The sequence below is a fragment of the Desulfoglaeba alkanexedens ALDC genome (genome assembly GCF_005377625.1).
In the GTDB taxonomy this organism is placed as follows: domain Bacteria; phylum Desulfobacterota; class Syntrophobacteria; order Syntrophobacterales; family DSM-9756; genus Desulfoglaeba; species Desulfoglaeba alkanexedens.
Genome location: NZ_CP040098.1, coordinates 2850850 through 2866521, shown reverse-complemented (window position 1 = coordinate 2866521; position 15672 = coordinate 2850850). Strand labels below are relative to the sequence as shown.

The 15672-nt window shown below is 62.2% G+C and carries 18 protein-coding genes; 14 read left to right on the top strand and 4 right to left on the bottom strand.

What is annotated here, in order from left to right:
- Genes atpE (FDQ92_RS12970) through atpF form a run of 4 tightly spaced genes read left to right on the top strand, consistent with a single transcriptional unit; the run spans position 1 to position 2329 of the window.
- Positions 1 to 975, top strand: coding sequence for an ATP synthase F0 subunit C (gene atpE / locus FDQ92_RS12970; RefSeq protein ID WP_137425285.1), 975 nt, complete (start codon positions 1 to 3; stop codon positions 973 to 975).
- A gap of 41 nt (positions 976 to 1016) precedes the next feature.
- Positions 1017 to 1268 carry an ATP synthase F0 subunit C gene (atpE, locus tag FDQ92_RS12965; protein WP_137425284.1) on the top strand — a complete coding sequence of 84 codons (252 nt, stop codon included), beginning with the start codon at positions 1017 to 1019 and terminating at the stop codon, positions 1266 to 1268.
- Between the two features lie 30 nt (positions 1269 to 1298).
- Positions 1299 to 1724, top strand: a complete 426-nt coding sequence (locus tag FDQ92_RS12960; RefSeq protein WP_137425283.1) for a F0F1 ATP synthase subunit B — start codon at positions 1299 to 1301, stop codon at positions 1722 to 1724.
- 20 nt (positions 1725 to 1744) lie between these two features.
- Entirely contained in the window at positions 1745 to 2329 is a 585-nt protein-coding gene (gene atpF / locus FDQ92_RS12955; RefSeq protein ID WP_137425282.1) for a F0F1 ATP synthase subunit B, read from the top strand.
- Between the two features lie 293 nt (positions 2330 to 2622).
- Here the strand turns inward: atpF and FDQ92_RS12950 are convergent, their stop codons facing one another.
- A complete protein-coding gene (locus tag FDQ92_RS12950; RefSeq protein ID WP_170180363.1) occupies positions 2623 to 3429 on the bottom strand; it encodes an alpha/beta fold hydrolase in 807 nt (268 codons plus the stop codon).
- Between the two features lie 244 nt (positions 3430 to 3673).
- On the opposite strand from FDQ92_RS12950, the gene FDQ92_RS12945 reads away from it, so the two are divergent.
- From FDQ92_RS12945 to FDQ92_RS12910, 9 genes are all read left to right on the top strand, one after another.
- A complete protein-coding gene (locus FDQ92_RS12945; RefSeq protein ID WP_170180362.1) occupies positions 3674 to 4060 on the top strand; it encodes an Lcl C-terminal domain-containing protein in 387 nt (128 codons plus the stop codon).
- Between the two features lie 10 nt (positions 4061 to 4070).
- Entirely contained in the window at positions 4071 to 4661 is a 591-nt protein-coding gene (locus tag FDQ92_RS12940; protein ID WP_246041727.1) for a tRNA (cytidine(34)-2'-O)-methyltransferase, read from the top strand.
- Entirely contained in the window at positions 4662 to 4802 is a 141-nt protein-coding gene (locus tag FDQ92_RS15310; RefSeq protein ID WP_170180361.1) for a hypothetical protein, read from the top strand.
- A gap of 218 nt (positions 4803 to 5020) precedes the next feature.
- A complete protein-coding gene (locus tag FDQ92_RS12935; RefSeq protein WP_170180360.1) occupies positions 5021 to 5545 on the top strand; it encodes a hypothetical protein in 525 nt (174 codons plus the stop codon).
- Positions 5514 to 6038, top strand: coding sequence for a D-glycero-beta-D-manno-heptose 1-phosphate adenylyltransferase (rfaE2, locus tag FDQ92_RS12930; protein WP_137425277.1), 525 nt, complete (start codon positions 5514 to 5516; stop codon positions 6036 to 6038). The genes FDQ92_RS12935 and rfaE2 overlap by 32 nt, the downstream gene beginning before the upstream one ends.
- 32 nt (positions 6039 to 6070) lie before the next feature.
- Positions 6071 to 6799 (top strand): ABC transporter ATP-binding protein, encoded by a 729-nt coding sequence (locus FDQ92_RS12925; RefSeq protein ID WP_137425276.1) that lies wholly within the window; start codon positions 6071 to 6073, stop codon positions 6797 to 6799.
- A complete protein-coding gene (locus tag FDQ92_RS12920; RefSeq protein ID WP_137425275.1) occupies positions 6778 to 9375 on the top strand; it encodes an FtsX-like permease family protein in 2598 nt (865 codons plus the stop codon). The genes FDQ92_RS12925 and FDQ92_RS12920 overlap by 22 nt, the downstream gene beginning before the upstream one ends.
- Positions 9372 to 10538 (top strand): lipocalin-like domain-containing protein, encoded by a 1167-nt coding sequence (locus tag FDQ92_RS12915; protein WP_137425274.1) that lies wholly within the window; start codon positions 9372 to 9374, stop codon positions 10536 to 10538. Before FDQ92_RS12920 ends, FDQ92_RS12915 begins: the two co-directional genes overlap by 4 nt.
- Before the next feature lie 167 nt (positions 10539 to 10705).
- Positions 10706 to 11878, top strand: coding sequence for a TraB/GumN family protein (locus FDQ92_RS12910; RefSeq protein WP_246041725.1), 1173 nt, complete (start codon positions 10706 to 10708; stop codon positions 11876 to 11878).
- Between the two features lie 37 nt (positions 11879 to 11915).
- Here FDQ92_RS12910 and FDQ92_RS12905 read toward each other — a convergent pair whose 3' ends face one another.
- Positions 11916 to 12401: a DUF3124 domain-containing protein gene (locus tag FDQ92_RS12905; protein WP_137425273.1), complete on the bottom strand. Its 486-nt coding sequence runs from the start codon at positions 12399 to 12401 to the stop codon at positions 11916 to 11918.
- 313 nt (positions 12402 to 12714) lie between these two features.
- On the opposite strand from FDQ92_RS12905, the gene FDQ92_RS12900 reads away from it, so the two are divergent.
- Complete coding sequence (locus FDQ92_RS12900; protein ID WP_137425272.1) at positions 12715 to 13329, top strand: hypothetical protein; 615 nt, start codon at positions 12715 to 12717, stop codon at positions 13327 to 13329.
- A 387-nt stretch (positions 13330 to 13716) separates the two neighbouring features.
- Here the strand turns inward: FDQ92_RS12900 and FDQ92_RS12895 are convergent, their stop codons facing one another.
- Together FDQ92_RS12895 and FDQ92_RS12890 are read right to left on the bottom strand one after the other, a co-directional pair.
- The gene (locus tag FDQ92_RS12895; RefSeq protein ID WP_137425271.1) at positions 13717 to 14979 is read right to left on the bottom strand and encodes a glycosyltransferase; all 1263 of its coding nucleotides are present in this window, start codon (positions 14977 to 14979) and stop codon (positions 13717 to 13719) included.
- Positions 14976 to 15638: a DUF5752 family protein gene (locus tag FDQ92_RS12890; RefSeq protein ID WP_137425270.1), complete on the bottom strand. Its 663-nt coding sequence runs from the start codon at positions 15636 to 15638 to the stop codon at positions 14976 to 14978. Before FDQ92_RS12890 ends, FDQ92_RS12895 begins: the two co-directional genes overlap by 4 nt.
- Positions 15639 to 15672 lie beyond the last annotated feature (34 nt).

Here is a 15672-nt window from a genome sequence, read left to right as displayed (position 1 = left end):
ATGGCTTTCGATCACATCACATGGATCAAGATGGCATGCTACATGGGCGCCGCGCTTGCGGTGGGTTTCGGGGCCATCGGGGCGGCGCTGGGCGAAGGGTATACGGCGGGTCGAGCCAACCACACGATGTCGTATCGACCCCGAATGTCCGGCGACATCCTGAAGACCATGCTGGTCGGGCAAGCCATTGCGGAATCGGCGGCGATTTTTGCGCTGGTCATCTCGATGCTGCTCATTTTTGGAGGCCTGACCGGAAAGACCCCTTTGGCCGCCTGGGCGTACCTGGGAGCGGGGCTCGCTTCGGGACTTTCCGCCATCGGGTCCGGAGTGGGTTCAGGGTTCCCCGCGGCCGCCGCCTGTGAAGGCATCGGCCGCCAGCCGAAGGCCGGCAGCGCCATTACGCTGATCATGCTCATCGGTTCGGCCATCACCCAGACGCCCGCCATCTTCGGGCTGGTGATCGCCTTTCTTCTCATGTTCGTGGACTTCGGTTCGAAGCCGTACTATCCGTACTGGGCCGCCCTTGTGGGCGCCGGACTGTCCACGGGGCTCGCCGCCATCGGGCCCGGAGCCGGCGGCGGCCTGGTAGGCTCCAGCGCATGCGCCAGTGTCGCCCGCAATCCGGAGGCTCAGCGCCCGATCACCACGGCCATGCTGGTGGGCATCGGAACCACCCAGTCCACCGCCATCTATGGGTTTCTCATCAGCTTGGTCCTACTGTTCAAGAGCTTTCCGGCAAGCACCAGTTACGTGCCGTCGTTCGCGCTGCTGGGTGCGGGTTTCGCCATGGGTTTCGGCGGCATCGGCCCCGGGGTGGGGGAAGGGATCACCGGAGGATACGCCCTGGACCAGGTCGGCCGCATCCCGGAGAAGGCCACCTTGCTCACCCGGACCATGCTGGTGGGCCAGGCGGTTTCGGAATCCACCGGGATTTATTCTTTGGTCGTGGCTTTGCTTCTCATATTGAACGCTTAGGACACATCGTGATCATTAACAACTAAGGGAGGAATCAGGTTATGGATTTCACGGGAGCCGATCTCATTCGTGCAGCGGCGCTTCTCGGTGCCGGAATCTCCATGGGCCTGGGCGCCATCGGACCGGGAGTGGGTGAAGGTTACGCGGCCGGCAAAGCTTGCGAGGCCATCGGGAGAAAGCCGGAGGAAGCGGGACTGCTCACCCGCACCATGCTGGTGGGCCAGGCGGTCTCCGAGTCCACCGGCATCTATTCGCTGGTCGTGGCTCTTCTCTTGATGTTCGTGGTGAAGTGATCCCGTTCATTCGACGATCCGGATGGCGCTATGATTAGCCTCAACGCAACGCTCATCGTCCAGGTGGCCCTGTTTCTCGGGTTGCTGTTCGTGTTGAACCGCCTGATGATTCAGCCGATTCACCGGCTGATCCTGGAGCGGGAACAGCACCTGCGCGACCTCCGGAACCAGCTCCAGAGTTTTCACGAGCAACTGGCGCAGACGTCCAGGGACATCCAGAGGCGCCTGAAGCGCGCTGAACAGGAAGCCCGCGAGGTTCAGGCCGGCATGCGCAGGGACGCGAATCGGCAGGCGGATGAAATGATGGCCGCCGTCCAGGAACAGGTGGTCGCCTTCCGCCAAAAGGTGCGCCAGGATGTGCTCCAGGAGCTGGAAAAGGCGCGTAAACAATTGAGGAAGCAGGCTGAGAGCCTGTCCCTTGAGATCACCACCAAGGTTCTAGGAAGGCGCGTTTGAAACGTTTCCGGGGGAAAGTGATGTTGCGAAGGATTGCGATTGCGGCCGCGGTTTGTGCCGGTGCAGCGCTTGCCGCCGCGCCCTGCCACGCCGCCGACTGGTTGCCGGTGGAGCGGGCCACGTGGGATCTGGCTATGCGCCTGATTAATTTCGGGATCCTGGTCTACTTCATGAACCGGTATCTGCGAAAGCCTCTGGTGAGTTTCGTCACCGGCCGGCGAGCCGAGGTGGCCGGCGTCTTTGAACACATGGCTCAGGAACAGAAATCCTTGGAAGCTCAGCGGGAAGAGCAGAACCGGATGCTCCAGGAGTTGGACGACAAGATCGAATCCATCCGCGCCTTCTACCACCAGATCGGCATGGAAGAAAAACAGAAAATTCTGCGGCAGGCCGAAGCGGAAAAGCAACGCATACTGGAGGATGCGCAGATAGTCGCGTCCATGCAGTTTGAACAGGCGAAAAAGCGGTTTCGGGCGGAGGTGGTGGAACTCGCCGTCCAGATGGCCGAAGAGCGGCTTCGCAAGAAGATCACCAAGAAAGACCAGAAAATGCTTCTCGAACGGTACATCGAACAGCTCAGCCACATCAAGGCCGTGAACCTCTGACGCCGGCCGAACCCGCCCGGCAGACATCCCCGAATGCGGGGTCAAATCGGACCGGGAAAGCCCGCTACGGGGCTCTCCCGGTTTTCCTTCACCGGCCTCAGAAAACCACCACCGGTCGTTTCCACCTGTTCTGTGCCGCCCCCCCTGTAGGAGCCCGGCTTGCCGGCGATCAGGGTCAACGGGGCATTGCCCGTTTTACGGGTCGCGGCCAAGGCCGCTCCTACCGGAGGAAGGAACCTCGTTCGCGGCCCGACTTTCATGAGCTTGTTTTTGCACAAGCCCTTACCGGTTGATCAGGACGCGTGTTCCGAGAAAAAGGCGTGGGCCGCTTCGTTCAGCCGGTCCCGGCATTCCACGTGCAAGGCATGCCCTGCACCCTGGAATTCCAGCCGGCGTGCGCCCGGGATGAGCCGTTCGAGGATCCGGGCATTTTCAGCGGGGACGAGCGCGTCCTCGGTTCCTGTGACCACGAGGGTTGGAATGCGAAGGCCCGGCAGGCGATCGCAGGCGGAAAAGGTCTGAATGGCCTGGAGCTGAGCCTGGAACGCATGTTCGGGCTGGAGCGGGGCGTTGAGTTGAACCTTCCGGTAGGCGGCCACCCGGTCCGGGTGTTCTTCCAGGAAGGTTTCGCTGAAAAGGAACGGCAGATTCTTGTCGATGATCTGAGCCTGGCTGAGCCCGGTGTTGGCTGCAAAGCGGGCGATGACGTCCGGGTCCGGGGCGATCTTTTCGGATCCCCCGCAGTGCGTACATCCCAGGACCAGGGCTCGAACCCGCTCGGGAGCCAGAAGGGCGAGTTCCTGAGCGAGCATGCCGCCCATGGAAAGGCCCATGACGAAGGCGCTTGGGATGCCAAGGTGGTCCAGGATGCCCGCCGCGTCCCTTGCCAGTTCCACCATGGTGTAAGGACCGGGCGGCTTGGACGATCGACCGGCGCCCCGGTTGTCGAAAGTAATGGTTCGGTAGTGATTTCTGAAAAACGGAACCTGACCGAACCAGGACCAGCTCCCACCTCCCAGGCCACTGATCAAGAGAAGCGGTGCGCCCTGGCCGTGAACCTGGTAGAAGATTTCGATCTTTCCGGAGAGACTGAACGGCATGGAATCTCCTTGATGGACTTGAGCATCCGTGAGGCGTGAGGCATTTTCCTTTTCGGATTCCGTCACGACTGTGTTACAAGAAGATGGTTTGAGCATGACCCGATTCGGGCCCGTTATCTTTTAACATACTATCACCTAACGTCCTCCGTGCACAGACTTATCACCGACACACGATGCGACTTCCTTCTAGAGCGGAGTGATCCGCCGCGGGACATGGGTAGCGGACATGGTTGGAGGTGCGGACATGAGTGATCGCCTGGTGTTACGCAAAGACCTCTTCGTGCTGGACCGAGAGACCAGGCTCATGTGGCAGAGGCAGGCCTCGGAAGACCGGATGGTTTGGAAAGACGGCTTCGATTACGTGGAACGGCTGAATCAGAGCCAATGGGGCGGCTACGACGATTGGCGGTTCCCGGACAAGGACGAGCTGGCCACCCTTCTCACTCCGGAAGAAAACCGCGAGACAGGCCTTTACATCAGCCCGCTTTTCGGCCCTCAACGGTGCCTTTGGAGTTCTACGGAGGCCGACCATCATCGGGCCGTCTATGCCGACTATTACTACGGCGACCTTTACCTGGTGGAAGAAAACTACGCCACGCACTTCGTGCGGGCGGTTCGGACCCTGTCGTGAGGTTCCGGCGGTGGCCGGTCCCGAAATTCCAAGCAATTCGCTTCAGCTGACCGAGCTTGCAGGACGGCCGCCGGTGCAGGTGGCGATCGTCGAACCGGAGATTCCCCAGAACACGGGAAACGTGGCGCGCACGTGCGCCGCGACCCACACGCCGCTGCACCTGATCGAGCCCCTTGGGTTTCGACTCACCGACCGCTATCTCAAGCGCGCAGGGCTTGATTACTGGCCCCATGTGGACCTCACCGTTTATCCGGACCTGGAAAGTTTTCGCCGGCGCCTGTCCGGCTGCCGTTTCGTATATTTTTCGACCCACGGAACCCGGGTTTTCCACGATTTTCGGTTTCATCCGGGGGACTGCCTGGTTTTCGGTTCGGAAACGCGGGGATTGCCGCCGGGACTGCTCCGGACGGAGCCCCGGCACGTGCTGACCCTTCCCATCGACCGCAGCCGCGTGCGCAGCCTGAATCTGGCGACGGCGGTGGGCGTCGCCTTGTTCGAAGCTTTGCGGCAGATGCCTTGCGCCCATCGCCCGTTGGCGGATCCGGCGGTCACGCGCCTTCCGCCGGACGAGGAACCCCGGGAAAACCTTGGAGCGCGATGAATGTGCCGCCCGCGAACCAAAACGAGATCCTTTGATCACCCGGACCGGGAGACCCTGTGGCGTCAGATGGTGAGCGCATGCCCGGAAATCGAGACATTGGGCCTCTACCCGGTGGTTCTCGGGAAAGGCCGGAAGTACTGAATTGTCCTGTTTGAGAGCAGGGACTGCTCTGAAACAGATCCTCCTCTGAGTTCCTTCGTCATCTCACGTTCTGAAACCGATGGGGTTCCCAAAGCAGCCGGATGGCAGAACGACCTGGTGCGAGCCGTCCGGGAAGCCAAGCACAAGCTGGGTTCCAGAGCGGCGCCACTTTGAAGCGATGCGCGCATCCTCGACCCATGATGCTGGAGTGAGTGGAAGTGGCGGAAATCGAGTGGAAAGGGATCATCTGGAAGGCGGCTTACGGCGAGCATTCGGTAAAGGACCTGCTCACGATTCTCAAAGGGTACGGCCCCATGGAGATCTTGGCCTTCGAAAAGCCGGGACATTTTCGAGGGCAGTTGAGCTTGAGGCTGGCCCCGGACGGGACCAAGGAAATCACCGTCTACCACTTGGAAGTAATGGGAGCTCGGCGAAGAGGCCAAGGTCGGAAGGCCCTTCAGTGCCTCAAGCGGATTTTCCGCGGGGAAATCTACGTGGAAGACCCGGGTGGCATCATTCGGGTCGCCAACGCCGACACCGCCAGCCTGCCCTTTTGGATCAAGATGTACCGGGAAGGGATCATCGACGCTCTGGAAGGCGAACACTGCCGCCTCTGGCCGCACATGACCCCCGAAGAGCTGGAAGAGGCGGCACGGCCTTTCCTGGACGATCATGAGGATGCGGACGGACCTTCGACCGACCCGGAGCGCCATGAAGGCAAGAGAAAAGGTCAAAACGCTTGACGAGCTGCGGCCGGCCCTCGCCGAGGCTCGAAGGAAGGGCCGCCGCGTGGTTTTCACCAACGGCTGTTTCGACCTCCTGCACACGGGGCACCTCCGCTATTTGGAAGCGGCCGGGGCGCTGGGCGACGTTCTGGTGGTGGGCGTCAACAGCGACCGATCGGTCCGGCACATCAAGGGACCGCGGCGCCCGGTGGTGGGAGAAAGCGATCGAAGCGAGCTGGTGGCCGGACTCCACTGCGTGGATTACGTGGTGCTTTTCGACACGCCCGACCCGCTGCCCCTCATTCAAGCCATCTCACCGGACGTTCTGGTCAAGGGGGCCGACTGGGCCATGGAAGACATCGTGGGGGGCGATTGGGTGCGGGCGCGCGGCGGGCGTGTGGAGCGGGTGCCGCTGGTTGCCGGAATGTCCACGACCCGCCTGATCCAGAGCGTTCTCGAAGCCTACGGCGCCTCGCCCGAACCGTGCGGTCCCCGCGCTTCAGGCGACTGAAAACGAGCCCGGGCCTTCCAGGCGGTCGCACCATGAAGAACCTTCCCGAAACCGGCGCTTGGGAAGACCCGGTCATCTCGGCCCGGGGCCTCACCCGCCTGTACCTATTGGGAAACACAGAAGTGGTCGGCCTGGACGGGGTCTCCGTGGACATCCGCCGGGGCGAACTGGTGGTGCTCAAAGGCGACAGCGGTTCGGGCAAGAGTACGTTTTTATCGCTTGTGGCGGCCCTGGACCGCCCGACCCGGGGGGAACTCACCGTTGCCGGCTACCGGCTGGATCGGGCGACGGAACGGGACCTCACCGTCTTCCGCCGGGAAGTGACGGGCATGGTCTTTCAGAACTTCAACCTGCTTCCGACCCTCACCCTCCTGGAAAACGTCTGCCTTCCGGCCCTGCTGGCCGGGCGCCCGGAAAAGGAAGTCCGGGCGAAGGCCATGGAGTGGATCCACTGGATGCACCTCGCGCCTCGAACCGATCACCTTCCGTCCCAGCTTTCCGGCGGCGAATGTCAGCGCGCGGCCATCGCCCGGGCGCTCATCAATGATCCCGCCGTCATTCTGGCCGATGAACCCACGGGCAACCTGGACAGCCGGAACGGCCGCGTGGTCGTGGAACTCCTGGCGACATTGAACCGGGAATTTCGGCGCACCGTCCTCATCGCCACCCACAGCACCATGGCCGACCCCTACGCCACCGTGCAACTCTATCTTCGAGACGGGAGGATCGTCGATCGCGCATGCGAGAGCGCCTCTTCCTAGTCCGGCTTTTTGCGTGGTTCAGCCTTCGGCACCTGAAACACCACCGGTGGCGCGCCCTGGCCGTCGTGGCGGGCATTGCGCTGGGCGCCGCCGTATTCACCAGCGTTCGGATCGCCGTCCGCGCATCGCTTCATTCCTTTGTCCAGAGCATGGACGCCGTGACCGGGACATCGGACGGGGTGGTCGTCCGTCCGGGAGGTGCCGTTCCCGAAACGTTGGTGGCGCCCCTGGTGCGGCTTCCAGAGGTGGAAACCGCCTCCCCGCTGATCACAGCCTACGTAGAACCTGAAGGAAGGGGCGACCTGCCGCTTCTTCTCATCGGTATCGATCCCATCCTGGACCGCCCGCTTCGACATTGGAAGGCGAGCGCTGCGCGGGCTGAAGGGAAAACGGCCTGGCTCGAACTCATGAAAAACCCGGAGGCGATCCTCCTGGCCGAGGCCGCGGCCCGCGAACTGGCCGCTTCTCCCGGCGAGACCCTGACGCTTTCCTACGGGGCTTCGCGCAAACGGTTCCGCGTGATCGGCGTTCTGGAGTCCCAGGGGCTTGCGCTGGCGGACGGAGGCCTCATGGGCCTTGTGGATATCGCCACAGCTCAGGAATTCCTCGGCCGGCACGGCGTGGTGGACCGGATCGATCTCCGGGCCGGGCCCGGTCGTCTCCAAGAGATGGAAGCGGCCGTCCGCGGGATCCTTCCTCCAGGCGTCGCCTTGGATCCTCCCGGGGAAACAAAGGAGAGCGGGACGGCCATGATCGAAGCCTATGAGGTCAACCTGTCCATTCTGAGCTTCGTTTCCCTCTTTGTGGGCATGTTCTTGGTCTACAGCCTGGTGGCGCTGAATGCGACTTCCCGGCGCCGCGAACTGGCCGCGCTCCGATCTATAGGCGCATCGCGGAGCGCTCTCTTCCGCCTGTTTATCCTCGAAGGTGCCTTCTTGGGGCTTCTGGGGTGGGCTCTGGGGATCCCCCTCGGAACGCTGCTGGTGCACCAGATGGTTCGAGGCGTCAGTGCGACGGTGACCCTGCTTTTCGCCAGGGTGCGGCCCGAGGGGATGGCGCCGGGCCTCTGGGAGATCGGGCTTTCCTTTCTCGTCACCCTGGGCGTGTCGCTGCTTGCGGCCTACCAGCCGGCTCACCAGGCCATGACGGTACGACCCAGGGAAGTTCTGAAGCCGGAAACGGGGGAAGGCGGCGATTCCCGGGCCGCCGGGAGGCTCTTCGCGGCCGGAACCGCCCTCATCGCCATCGTCTGGCCTCTTTCGAACCTCCCGCCCGTTTCCGGGATTCCCCTGGCGGGTTACCTGGCCGTTTTTATCCTCTTTTGCGGGTTCGCCTTCCTTTCCCCGCTGTTTCTGCGGAGAACCGGCGGGACCCTGGCGCCGCCGCTGCGCCGCATCGGAGGGGAACCCGCCTTTCTCGCTTCCCGCTATATCCGGGACTCGGGCGTTCGCGTCGCCGTCTCCGTGGGAGCCCTCATCACGGCGGTGGCCCTCTTCACCGCCCTCGTCATCATGACTCACAGCTTTCGAAACACGGTGGAACTGTGGGTGCGACAAACCGTGGCCGGCGACGTCTTCGTCCGCCCCAGAACGGCGGGCGCCAACGATTACCGCGATCCCCTGCCGCAGGAAGCCGTAGCCATGCTCCAGGCCGCGCAGGAATCCTGGGACGTGGCGCCGTACCGGCACTTTTCCCTTCATTACGCCGGCGTACCGTACCAGCTGGAAGCCGTCGCCTTCGAAGACCTCCTCCGCCACGCCTCGTTCATCTTCTGCCGAGGCGATCCGACCGAAGCCCTGGAACAGGCCGCCTCGGGACGAGGTGTACTGGTTTCCGAGGTCTTCTGGAACCGCACCGGACTCGGCCCGGGCGATCGCTTCCAAGCCATGGTCCTCGGCACGCTCATTGATCTTCCCGTCTGCGGGGTCTTTCGGGACTACCGGACCCGCGGGGGCATGGTCTACGTTTCGCTGGATCATTTCCGACACTGGACCGGCGACACGCATTGGAGCGGCGCGCGGCTCTTTCTGAAGGACCCTTCCGAACACTCCAGGGGGCGAATCGAAGCCTTCCGGCGTTCCATGCTGCTCGGTCAGGGCGCGCGCCATGGTTTGGAGGTCATCTTAGGAACGGAACTTCGTCGGGAAATCCTCAGGATTTTCGACGAGACCTTCGCCATCACCACCGTACTGCTGGCGATGGCGCTCCTGGTGGCCGGCCTCGGCATCGCGACGACCCTCACCGTGCTGGTACTGGAACGGTCGGTACAACTGAATACGCTTCGAGCCGTGGGCGCCGATGCGTCCCAGATCCGTTCGCTCATTGTCTGGGAAGCCGTCTTCCTGGTGTCGGCGGGGGTTTTTCTCGGTCTTCTGTGCGGGGGGGTTCTTTCGGTGATCCTCATCCACGTCATCAACCGGCAGTCCTTCGGCTGGACTTTTCTTTACTCCGTGGACTGGCCGACGCTCGCCGCCTCTGTCCCTGCGATCTTTCTCGCGGCCGTGGCCGCGGTGGTCCCGGCGTACCGAAGGGCCCTCCGCCAATCGCCCGCAAGCCTGTTGAGGGAACAGCCATGAACCCGAAAAGAGAAAGCGGCTGGGACCGGAGGCGCTCCGCCTTCCTTTTCGTGCTGCTCGCCGTGGTGCTGTGCTTCCCTCGGCCGTCCGGCACTCGGCAGCCGGACGCGGAATCCTACCGGTCCGTCACCGGCTCCTGCGGCCTGGAGTTTCCCAGCGACCATGGTGCTCACCCCGACTTCCGCACCGAATGGTGGTATTACACGGGAAACCTGTTTTCCGACCGGAACGAACCCTTCGGCTTTCAGCTTACCTTTTTCCGGCACCGATTCGTGCCCCCCGCGGAAGACGTGAACCGCCCGGAAAACGCTTCCCGCTGGAGGGCGCGGCACCTCTTTTTCGCTCATGCCGCGCTGACCGACGGCGCGGCCGGAAGATTTCTTTACGATGAACGGACCTACCGGGGCGTGTTGGGGCTCGCCGGAGCCGAATGGGACGGGGAAACGCTCCGGATCCACCTGAACGATTGGTCCGCCGTCATTGAAGGGAACCGGCACCGGCTGAGCGCCGCTTCGGAGGACTTCGCCCTGGATCTTGAGCTGTTCGCTGAAAAGCCGCCCGCGCTCCACGGCGACCGCGGCGTCAGCCTGAAGGGCAGCACACCGGAACGGGCCAGCTGTTATTATTCGCTCACGTGGCTTCGAGCGGAAGGAAGCATCGACTGCCGGGGCCGCCGCATTCCCGTTTCCGGAACGGCCTGGATGGACCACGAATTCAGTTCGGCGGCCCTGGAACCGGGACTCGTGGGCTGGGACTGGTTCAGCCTGCAATTCAACGATCGGACGGAGTTGATGATTTATCTGCTTCGCAAGGCGGACGGCCGGTTTCACCCGGCATCCAGCGGCTCTTTCGTCGATGTTTACGGAAACGTCCGGCACCTGGAGCGGGACCATATCCGGGTGGATGTCCTGTCGACGTGGAAGAGTCCGCGTTCCGGGGCGGTCTATCCCATCCGCCGGCGGTTGCGGATCCCGGAACTTTCCATGGATCTTGAATTGAACCCTCGACTTTCGGACCAAGAACTGGAAACGACCGAAAGCACGGGGGTGACTTATTGGGAAGGAAGCGTCACGGTGACGGGGATATCCCGTGGCGCACCGGTTTCCGGAACGGGTTATATGGAACTCACCGGTTATGCGGAACCCCTCGACGCGCCGCTTTGAGGTCCCCGGCGTTTCGAAGGCCGGCGCAACCTTCGATCCGGTTTGCCTCAAGGCACGATGAATGATAAAAGGTTCCGCCGCCCTGCCGGAGCTAGGTGCCCGGCGATCCGTCGGTTTCGCGCGACGGGGGTGATCAGGCGTTTCCCGCCGCTGCATTCAAGGAGGTCGTGGCACCTTTCATGTCGGAAAAGGACATTCACCGCCTGCAATTCGAGGACAAGGAGATTCTGCTGGTGGGAACGGCGCACGTTTCCCTGGAAAGCGCCGAGCTCGTCGAAGAGATCATCCGGGAAGAACGGCCGGATACGGTCTCCGTGGAACTGTGCCGGGCGCGCTACCAGGCGCTCACCGACGAGAGCCGCTGGCGGAACACGGACCTGGTGGACGTGATTCGCCAGAAGAAGGCGTTTCTGCTGCTTTCCAACCTGATTCTCGCCTACTTCCAGCGGAAGATCGGAAACAGGCTCGGCATCCGCCCGGGCGAAGAAATCCGCCGCGCGGTGGCGGCCGCTCAAGAAGCGGGCGCGCAGGTGCACCTGGCGGACCGGGACATCCGCATCACCCTCGCCCGCACGTGGCGCCGGATGGGCTTTCTGGCCAAGCTGCGCCTCCTGGGCCAGCTGATTTCCTCTTCGGGGGAACTGGAATCCATCGACCGGGAGGACGTGGAAAGACTGAAACGGATGGACGTCCTGGAAACCGTCCTCACGGAAGTGGGCCGGTCTTTTCCGGAAATCAAGGAAACCCTCATCGATGAACGGGATCTGTACCTGGCTCACCGGATACGGACCGCACCGGGGCGGAAGATCGTGGCCGTGGTGGGAGCCGGCCATGTGCCGGGCATCTTGGAAGCCTGGGAGCGCCCGGTGGATATCGAGGCGCTGGAAACAATCCCGCCGAAGGGCCGTGCGGCGGGGGTCGTCAAGTGGGGCCTGCCGCTGCTCATCCTGGCGCTGATCGCGCTGGGATTCGTCAAGGCCGGAACGGCCACCGGCACGCACATGATCCGATGGTGGGTCCTGGCCAACGGAGTCCTGGCGGGCCTGGGGGCCGCCTTGGCGCTGGCTCACCCGCTCAGCATCCTGTCCGCCGTGGCCGCCGCCCCCTTCACCTCCCTCAATCCCATGATCGCCGCGGGCTGGGTTTCCGGCCTGGTCGAAGCCTTGCTCAAGAAACCCAAGGTCAGGGATTTCGAAAGCCTGCCGGAAGATATCGGGTCCTTGAAGGGGTTCTGGCGGAACCGCATCACCCGGGTCCTCCTGGTGGTCGTCTTCACGAACATCGGAAGTTCCGTGGGGACCTTCATGGCGATCCCCATCATGATGCGCCTGCTGGCCTGAAAACGACGGCCGTTTCGCAGGCCGGCCGGGAACCCCTTCATTCCTCGATGACCCGCGCCGGGCACACGAAGGAAATCCCCTGGGAGGAAGACGCTCCGATCATCACCGCCTCGATCACGGGCGGGTTGATTTTCTTGTCCGATTTCCAGCGGACGATGAAGCAGGGCTCCCCTCCCCCGCTCACGTCCGATTCCCCCACGATGAAGTACGTGGACTCCAAAGGGCCCAACAAGACGGGTTTTTCCAGATAGTTGCGCGTGAGCCGGCCTTTCGAACTGTAATAATCGACGGCCGTCAGATGGAACGACGCTTTCGTATCGGCGTTCCGGACGCTCAACGTGACCGTGAGGTTGAAGGTTTTTCCCTTATCGCCGTGGTAGACGTGGGAATAGGCGGGCACGTAGAGGGTCTGTCCGGCGGAACGGACGGTCTCCCCATAGCAGGGGATCGGATGGATCCAGGCCAGGGCAGTGATCGTGAATGCGAGAACCCCCAACAGAAACAAACGCCATCGAATGTTCATGAAAGACCTCCAGGAATGCAGGCGGCGGTTCGCGGATGCAAGGTTCGCGGGTCGACGCGGCCTATTTACCATAACCGCCGGCGACCTGCCATGAGGTTGAACGGCGGGTTTTCCCGCCCCCTTCGCATCTCACCGGCAAGCGTGGTATACTTTCTTTTAAAGAAAACAACCTGCTGGCACTTCCCGTGAAAGTCGCCGCATCCCTTGAATGAAAGGCCTGCCGGCTCACTACCCTGGGCGCCCGCTTCGGTCTCGGCATGTTCATTACCTTCGTCACGCTCTGTGCTCACGTCACGCACTGTGAGGTTCAGACATGAAACGATCCATCATGCGCCGCCTGGCGGCGGCTTTCGTTCTGGCGGCGACCCTGGGAGCGTATCCGGCTGCCGCTGCGGAAAACAACAGCTACCGCGCCGGCTACGTGACCGGGTACCAGGACGCTCAAGTGCTCAAACCGGCCGATCCGGAACTCACCTACGGTACCTACGCCGCCCGGAAACGCGACGAATTGAAAGCAAAAGGCGAGGTTCCCATCAGTTACTGGCGGGGCCTAAAGGACGGCTTTCGCGATGCCGTCCGAGGCTGGATACCCAAGTTCACTCTGGACCGGGTGGATCTTCAAGCGCTGCCGCCCCACCTGCGGCCCGAAGGACCTGCCGTTATCGATACGGACGAGTACAAGGCCGGTTACCTCAGAGGCTACAGGGAAGCTCCGGAAGCGTTGAGCTGGGACGACACGGAAACGCCCCGCACCTACGCTCGACGCCGATCGGACGAACTGGAACGCGGCGGCCCGGTCCCTCCGGCCTACTGGCGGGGGCTTATGGACGGTTTTCGGGACGCACAAGAAAACCATCCCCCCCGCTATACCGAAGGGGACGTGGATTGGACCGGAGTGCCGGAGCACCTGAGTCCTTCCCGATGGTGAAACCCGTCGCCCGTTACTGAGCTGAACGGCTCTCACCTCTCGGACACGCGAAAGCGGATGGGTGGAAGCCTCGATCTGGACAGAACGGATGTTCGCCTCGTTCCCAAGCTGAAGCTTGGGAACGGATAGGAATCGAAGCTGGAGCTTCTGCACAGTTGTGTTCCCAAGCTGGAGCTTGGGAACAAGATGGAAAATCCCCCTCTCCCCCTCCCCTTAATCCCCTCCCACAAGGGGAGGGGAAATAAAATTTCCCGCTCGTTACCAAGCTCCGGCTTGGCAACGGCCTCATAGGAATGGAAGCTGGAGCTTCTGCACAGTTGTGTTCCCAAGCTGGAGCTTGGGAACAAGATGGAACCTGGAGCTTGGGAACAAGATGGAATTAACACTTTATACTGTGGACCTGTACTCAGCCGGCTGGAGCTCGATTCGCTCTTCGTGTTCGTACATGATGGCCAGCATGAGGGTCAGGTATTCCCGGAGGTGGCGGGTGATGAGGAAATTCTCCAGGGCGAACTGGCGGGCCTTGTGACCCATTTCCCGCAGTTTGTCGCGGTTTTTCAGAAGATAGCGGATGCGAAGCGCCGCGCCTTCCGGTGAATTCACTCGGAACCCGGTGTGATGATTGATCACCTGCAGGCGGATGCCTCCCGTGTCGCCTCCAATCACGGGCTTGCCTTTCCACATGGCTTCGGTCACGGTGAGCCCGAAGCCCTCCCGGGTGGATTTCTGGAGGATGATGGTGGAAACGCGCTGGATGGCGTTGATTTCCCGGTGGGCGTCGGGGGGCAGTTCCAGGATGTGAATGTCAGGATCGTCTCCTGCGGCCAGCTTCACTTCTTCGAGCACCTCCCCGCCTTCGGGATCGTCTGTGGCACCGCCTCCGGCCAGCACTAACTGAACGGGAATGAAGCCGCGAACCATTCGGTACGCCTGGATCACGCCCACGGGATCCTTGAAGCGGTCGAAGCGGGAAACCTGGGTGATGATGGGCCGCTTGGGATCCAGGTTCCACCGGCTGTAGGTGTCCTGGATTTCTTCCGCCGAAACATCGGCGTTCTTTTCGCTGATGGGATCGATGCTGGGTGCAATGACGTACATGGGATGCGGAAGCGGCTGGGCGAATTCGGCGAGCGACCAGATGCTCGCGTCGTAGCCGCGAACGAACCGCTTCAGGTACTTCCACACGGGCCGGTGCGGCCGGCTGGCGTCGATGTGGCACCGCCAGATCCACTTGCCTTTCCTTTCGGAAAAATAACGCAGCAGCCCCGCGGGCTGTGGATCGTGAATGAAGACCAGGTCCGAGTCCTGCAGGGCAGGCCTGAGCTTTCCCGCGTTTTCTTCGTTGATGGTTTCGTAGTTTTCGAGCAGTCCCGGGGGGATTTCCACCGGGGTTCCCTGGAAGGCGTTGTGCATCCGCTTGGTGCACTTGTAGAATGCGGCGTTCCCCTCGATGACTTCCCAGGACGCGTGGATCCCCAGTTCCTGTTTCAGCGGAACCAGCCGATGGAGAATCTCGGCGACGCCTCCGCCTTCCCGGGTGGAATTAACGTGAACGGTTCGGACGCCTTTCAGAGGTTCGGCCAACTGGCGCAACTGATGGATCACTTCGGTTCCGACGATTTCCTCGTAGCGTTCCAGCAGGCTGCTCATGACGCCTCCTCTTGAAGGCCCGCGTTATGGAAGACCGCGGCCAGATCACGTCTCAGGTCGGTAAGGGAGGTGAAGTAGGGGTCGACGTCCGCGATTCGATCCGCCAGCTCCACGTACGGGCCGTCGAAACCGCGAAGCCATTCGGTGAAGTCGTTCCGGCCGGTTTCCGTTCGGCGTCTCGCATCGATGAAGTGGTAGAAGATGCTTCCGAGAGTCAGGTGCGGAATGATGATGCCCAGTTCGTCGGGGTTGCTCACCCGGATCATGGTATCGAAGACCACGATCTGGCTCCGCATGAAATGAAACGTTTTCCTGGCCCGCATCCAGGATGCGAACTCGCTTTCGTAGAGCCGTTCTTCCACGGCATCGATCAGTTCGCGACGGAGATCTTCTATGTCCCTGTATTCGGTGGGATCGATGATGGCGAGCCGCTCGGCCAGCACGGGTTCGTGGAGTCCGTGGCGCACCCAGGCGGCGAAATCGTTCTGGTATTCGGGGTCGTCGAAACGCGGGCGAAGGAGCCCGCCCCAGAAATGGTAGTAGATGCACCCCGAGGGGGTTTCATGGAGGCGGTCGCGGAGCTCGCGAAGGTCCTGGGCCTTTTCGCCCGTGGCGATGGCGATGAGGGCACAATCTTTGACGGCGAAGGCTTCCTGCATGGTTTCTCCAGAGTGGGTCGGGTTTACGATGGGT

Bases quoted from the DNA above. Each gene is read 5' to 3' on its own strand.
- atpE (WP_137425285.1), top strand. From the start codon at position 1: ATGGCTTTCGATCACATCACATGGATCAAGATGGCATGCTACATGGGC.
- atpE (WP_137425284.1), top strand. From the start codon at position 1,017: ATGGATTTCACGGGAGCCGATCTCATTCGTGCAGCGGCGCTTCTCGGT.
- FDQ92_RS12960 (WP_137425283.1), top strand. From the start codon at position 1,299: ATGATTAGCCTCAACGCAACGCTCATCGTCCAGGTGGCCCTGTTTCTC.
- atpF (WP_137425282.1), top strand. From the start codon at position 1,745: ATGTTGCGAAGGATTGCGATTGCGGCCGCGGTTTGTGCCGGTGCAGCG.
- FDQ92_RS12950 (WP_170180363.1), bottom strand. From the start codon at position 3,429: ATGCCGTTCAGTCTCTCCGGAAAGATCGAAATCTTCTACCAGGTTCAC.
- FDQ92_RS12945 (WP_170180362.1), top strand. From the start codon at position 3,674: ATGAGTGATCGCCTGGTGTTACGCAAAGACCTCTTCGTGCTGGACCGA.
- FDQ92_RS15310 (WP_170180361.1), top strand. From the start codon at position 4,662: ATGTGCCGCCCGCGAACCAAAACGAGATCCTTTGATCACCCGGACCGG.
- rfaE2 (WP_137425277.1), top strand. From the start codon at position 5,514: ATGAAGGCAAGAGAAAAGGTCAAAACGCTTGACGAGCTGCGGCCGGCC.
- FDQ92_RS12925 (WP_137425276.1), top strand. From the start codon at position 6,071: ATGAAGAACCTTCCCGAAACCGGCGCTTGGGAAGACCCGGTCATCTCG.
- FDQ92_RS12920 (WP_137425275.1), top strand. From the start codon at position 6,778: ATGCGAGAGCGCCTCTTCCTAGTCCGGCTTTTTGCGTGGTTCAGCCTT.
- FDQ92_RS12915 (WP_137425274.1), top strand. From the start codon at position 9,372: ATGAACCCGAAAAGAGAAAGCGGCTGGGACCGGAGGCGCTCCGCCTTC.
- FDQ92_RS12905 (WP_137425273.1), bottom strand. From the start codon at position 12,401: ATGAACATTCGATGGCGTTTGTTTCTGTTGGGGGTTCTCGCATTCACG.
- FDQ92_RS12900 (WP_137425272.1), top strand. From the start codon at position 12,715: ATGAAACGATCCATCATGCGCCGCCTGGCGGCGGCTTTCGTTCTGGCG.
- FDQ92_RS12895 (WP_137425271.1), bottom strand. From the start codon at position 14,979: ATGAGCAGCCTGCTGGAACGCTACGAGGAAATCGTCGGAACCGAAGTG.
- FDQ92_RS12890 (WP_137425270.1), bottom strand. From the start codon at position 15,638: ATGCAGGAAGCCTTCGCCGTCAAAGATTGTGCCCTCATCGCCATCGCC.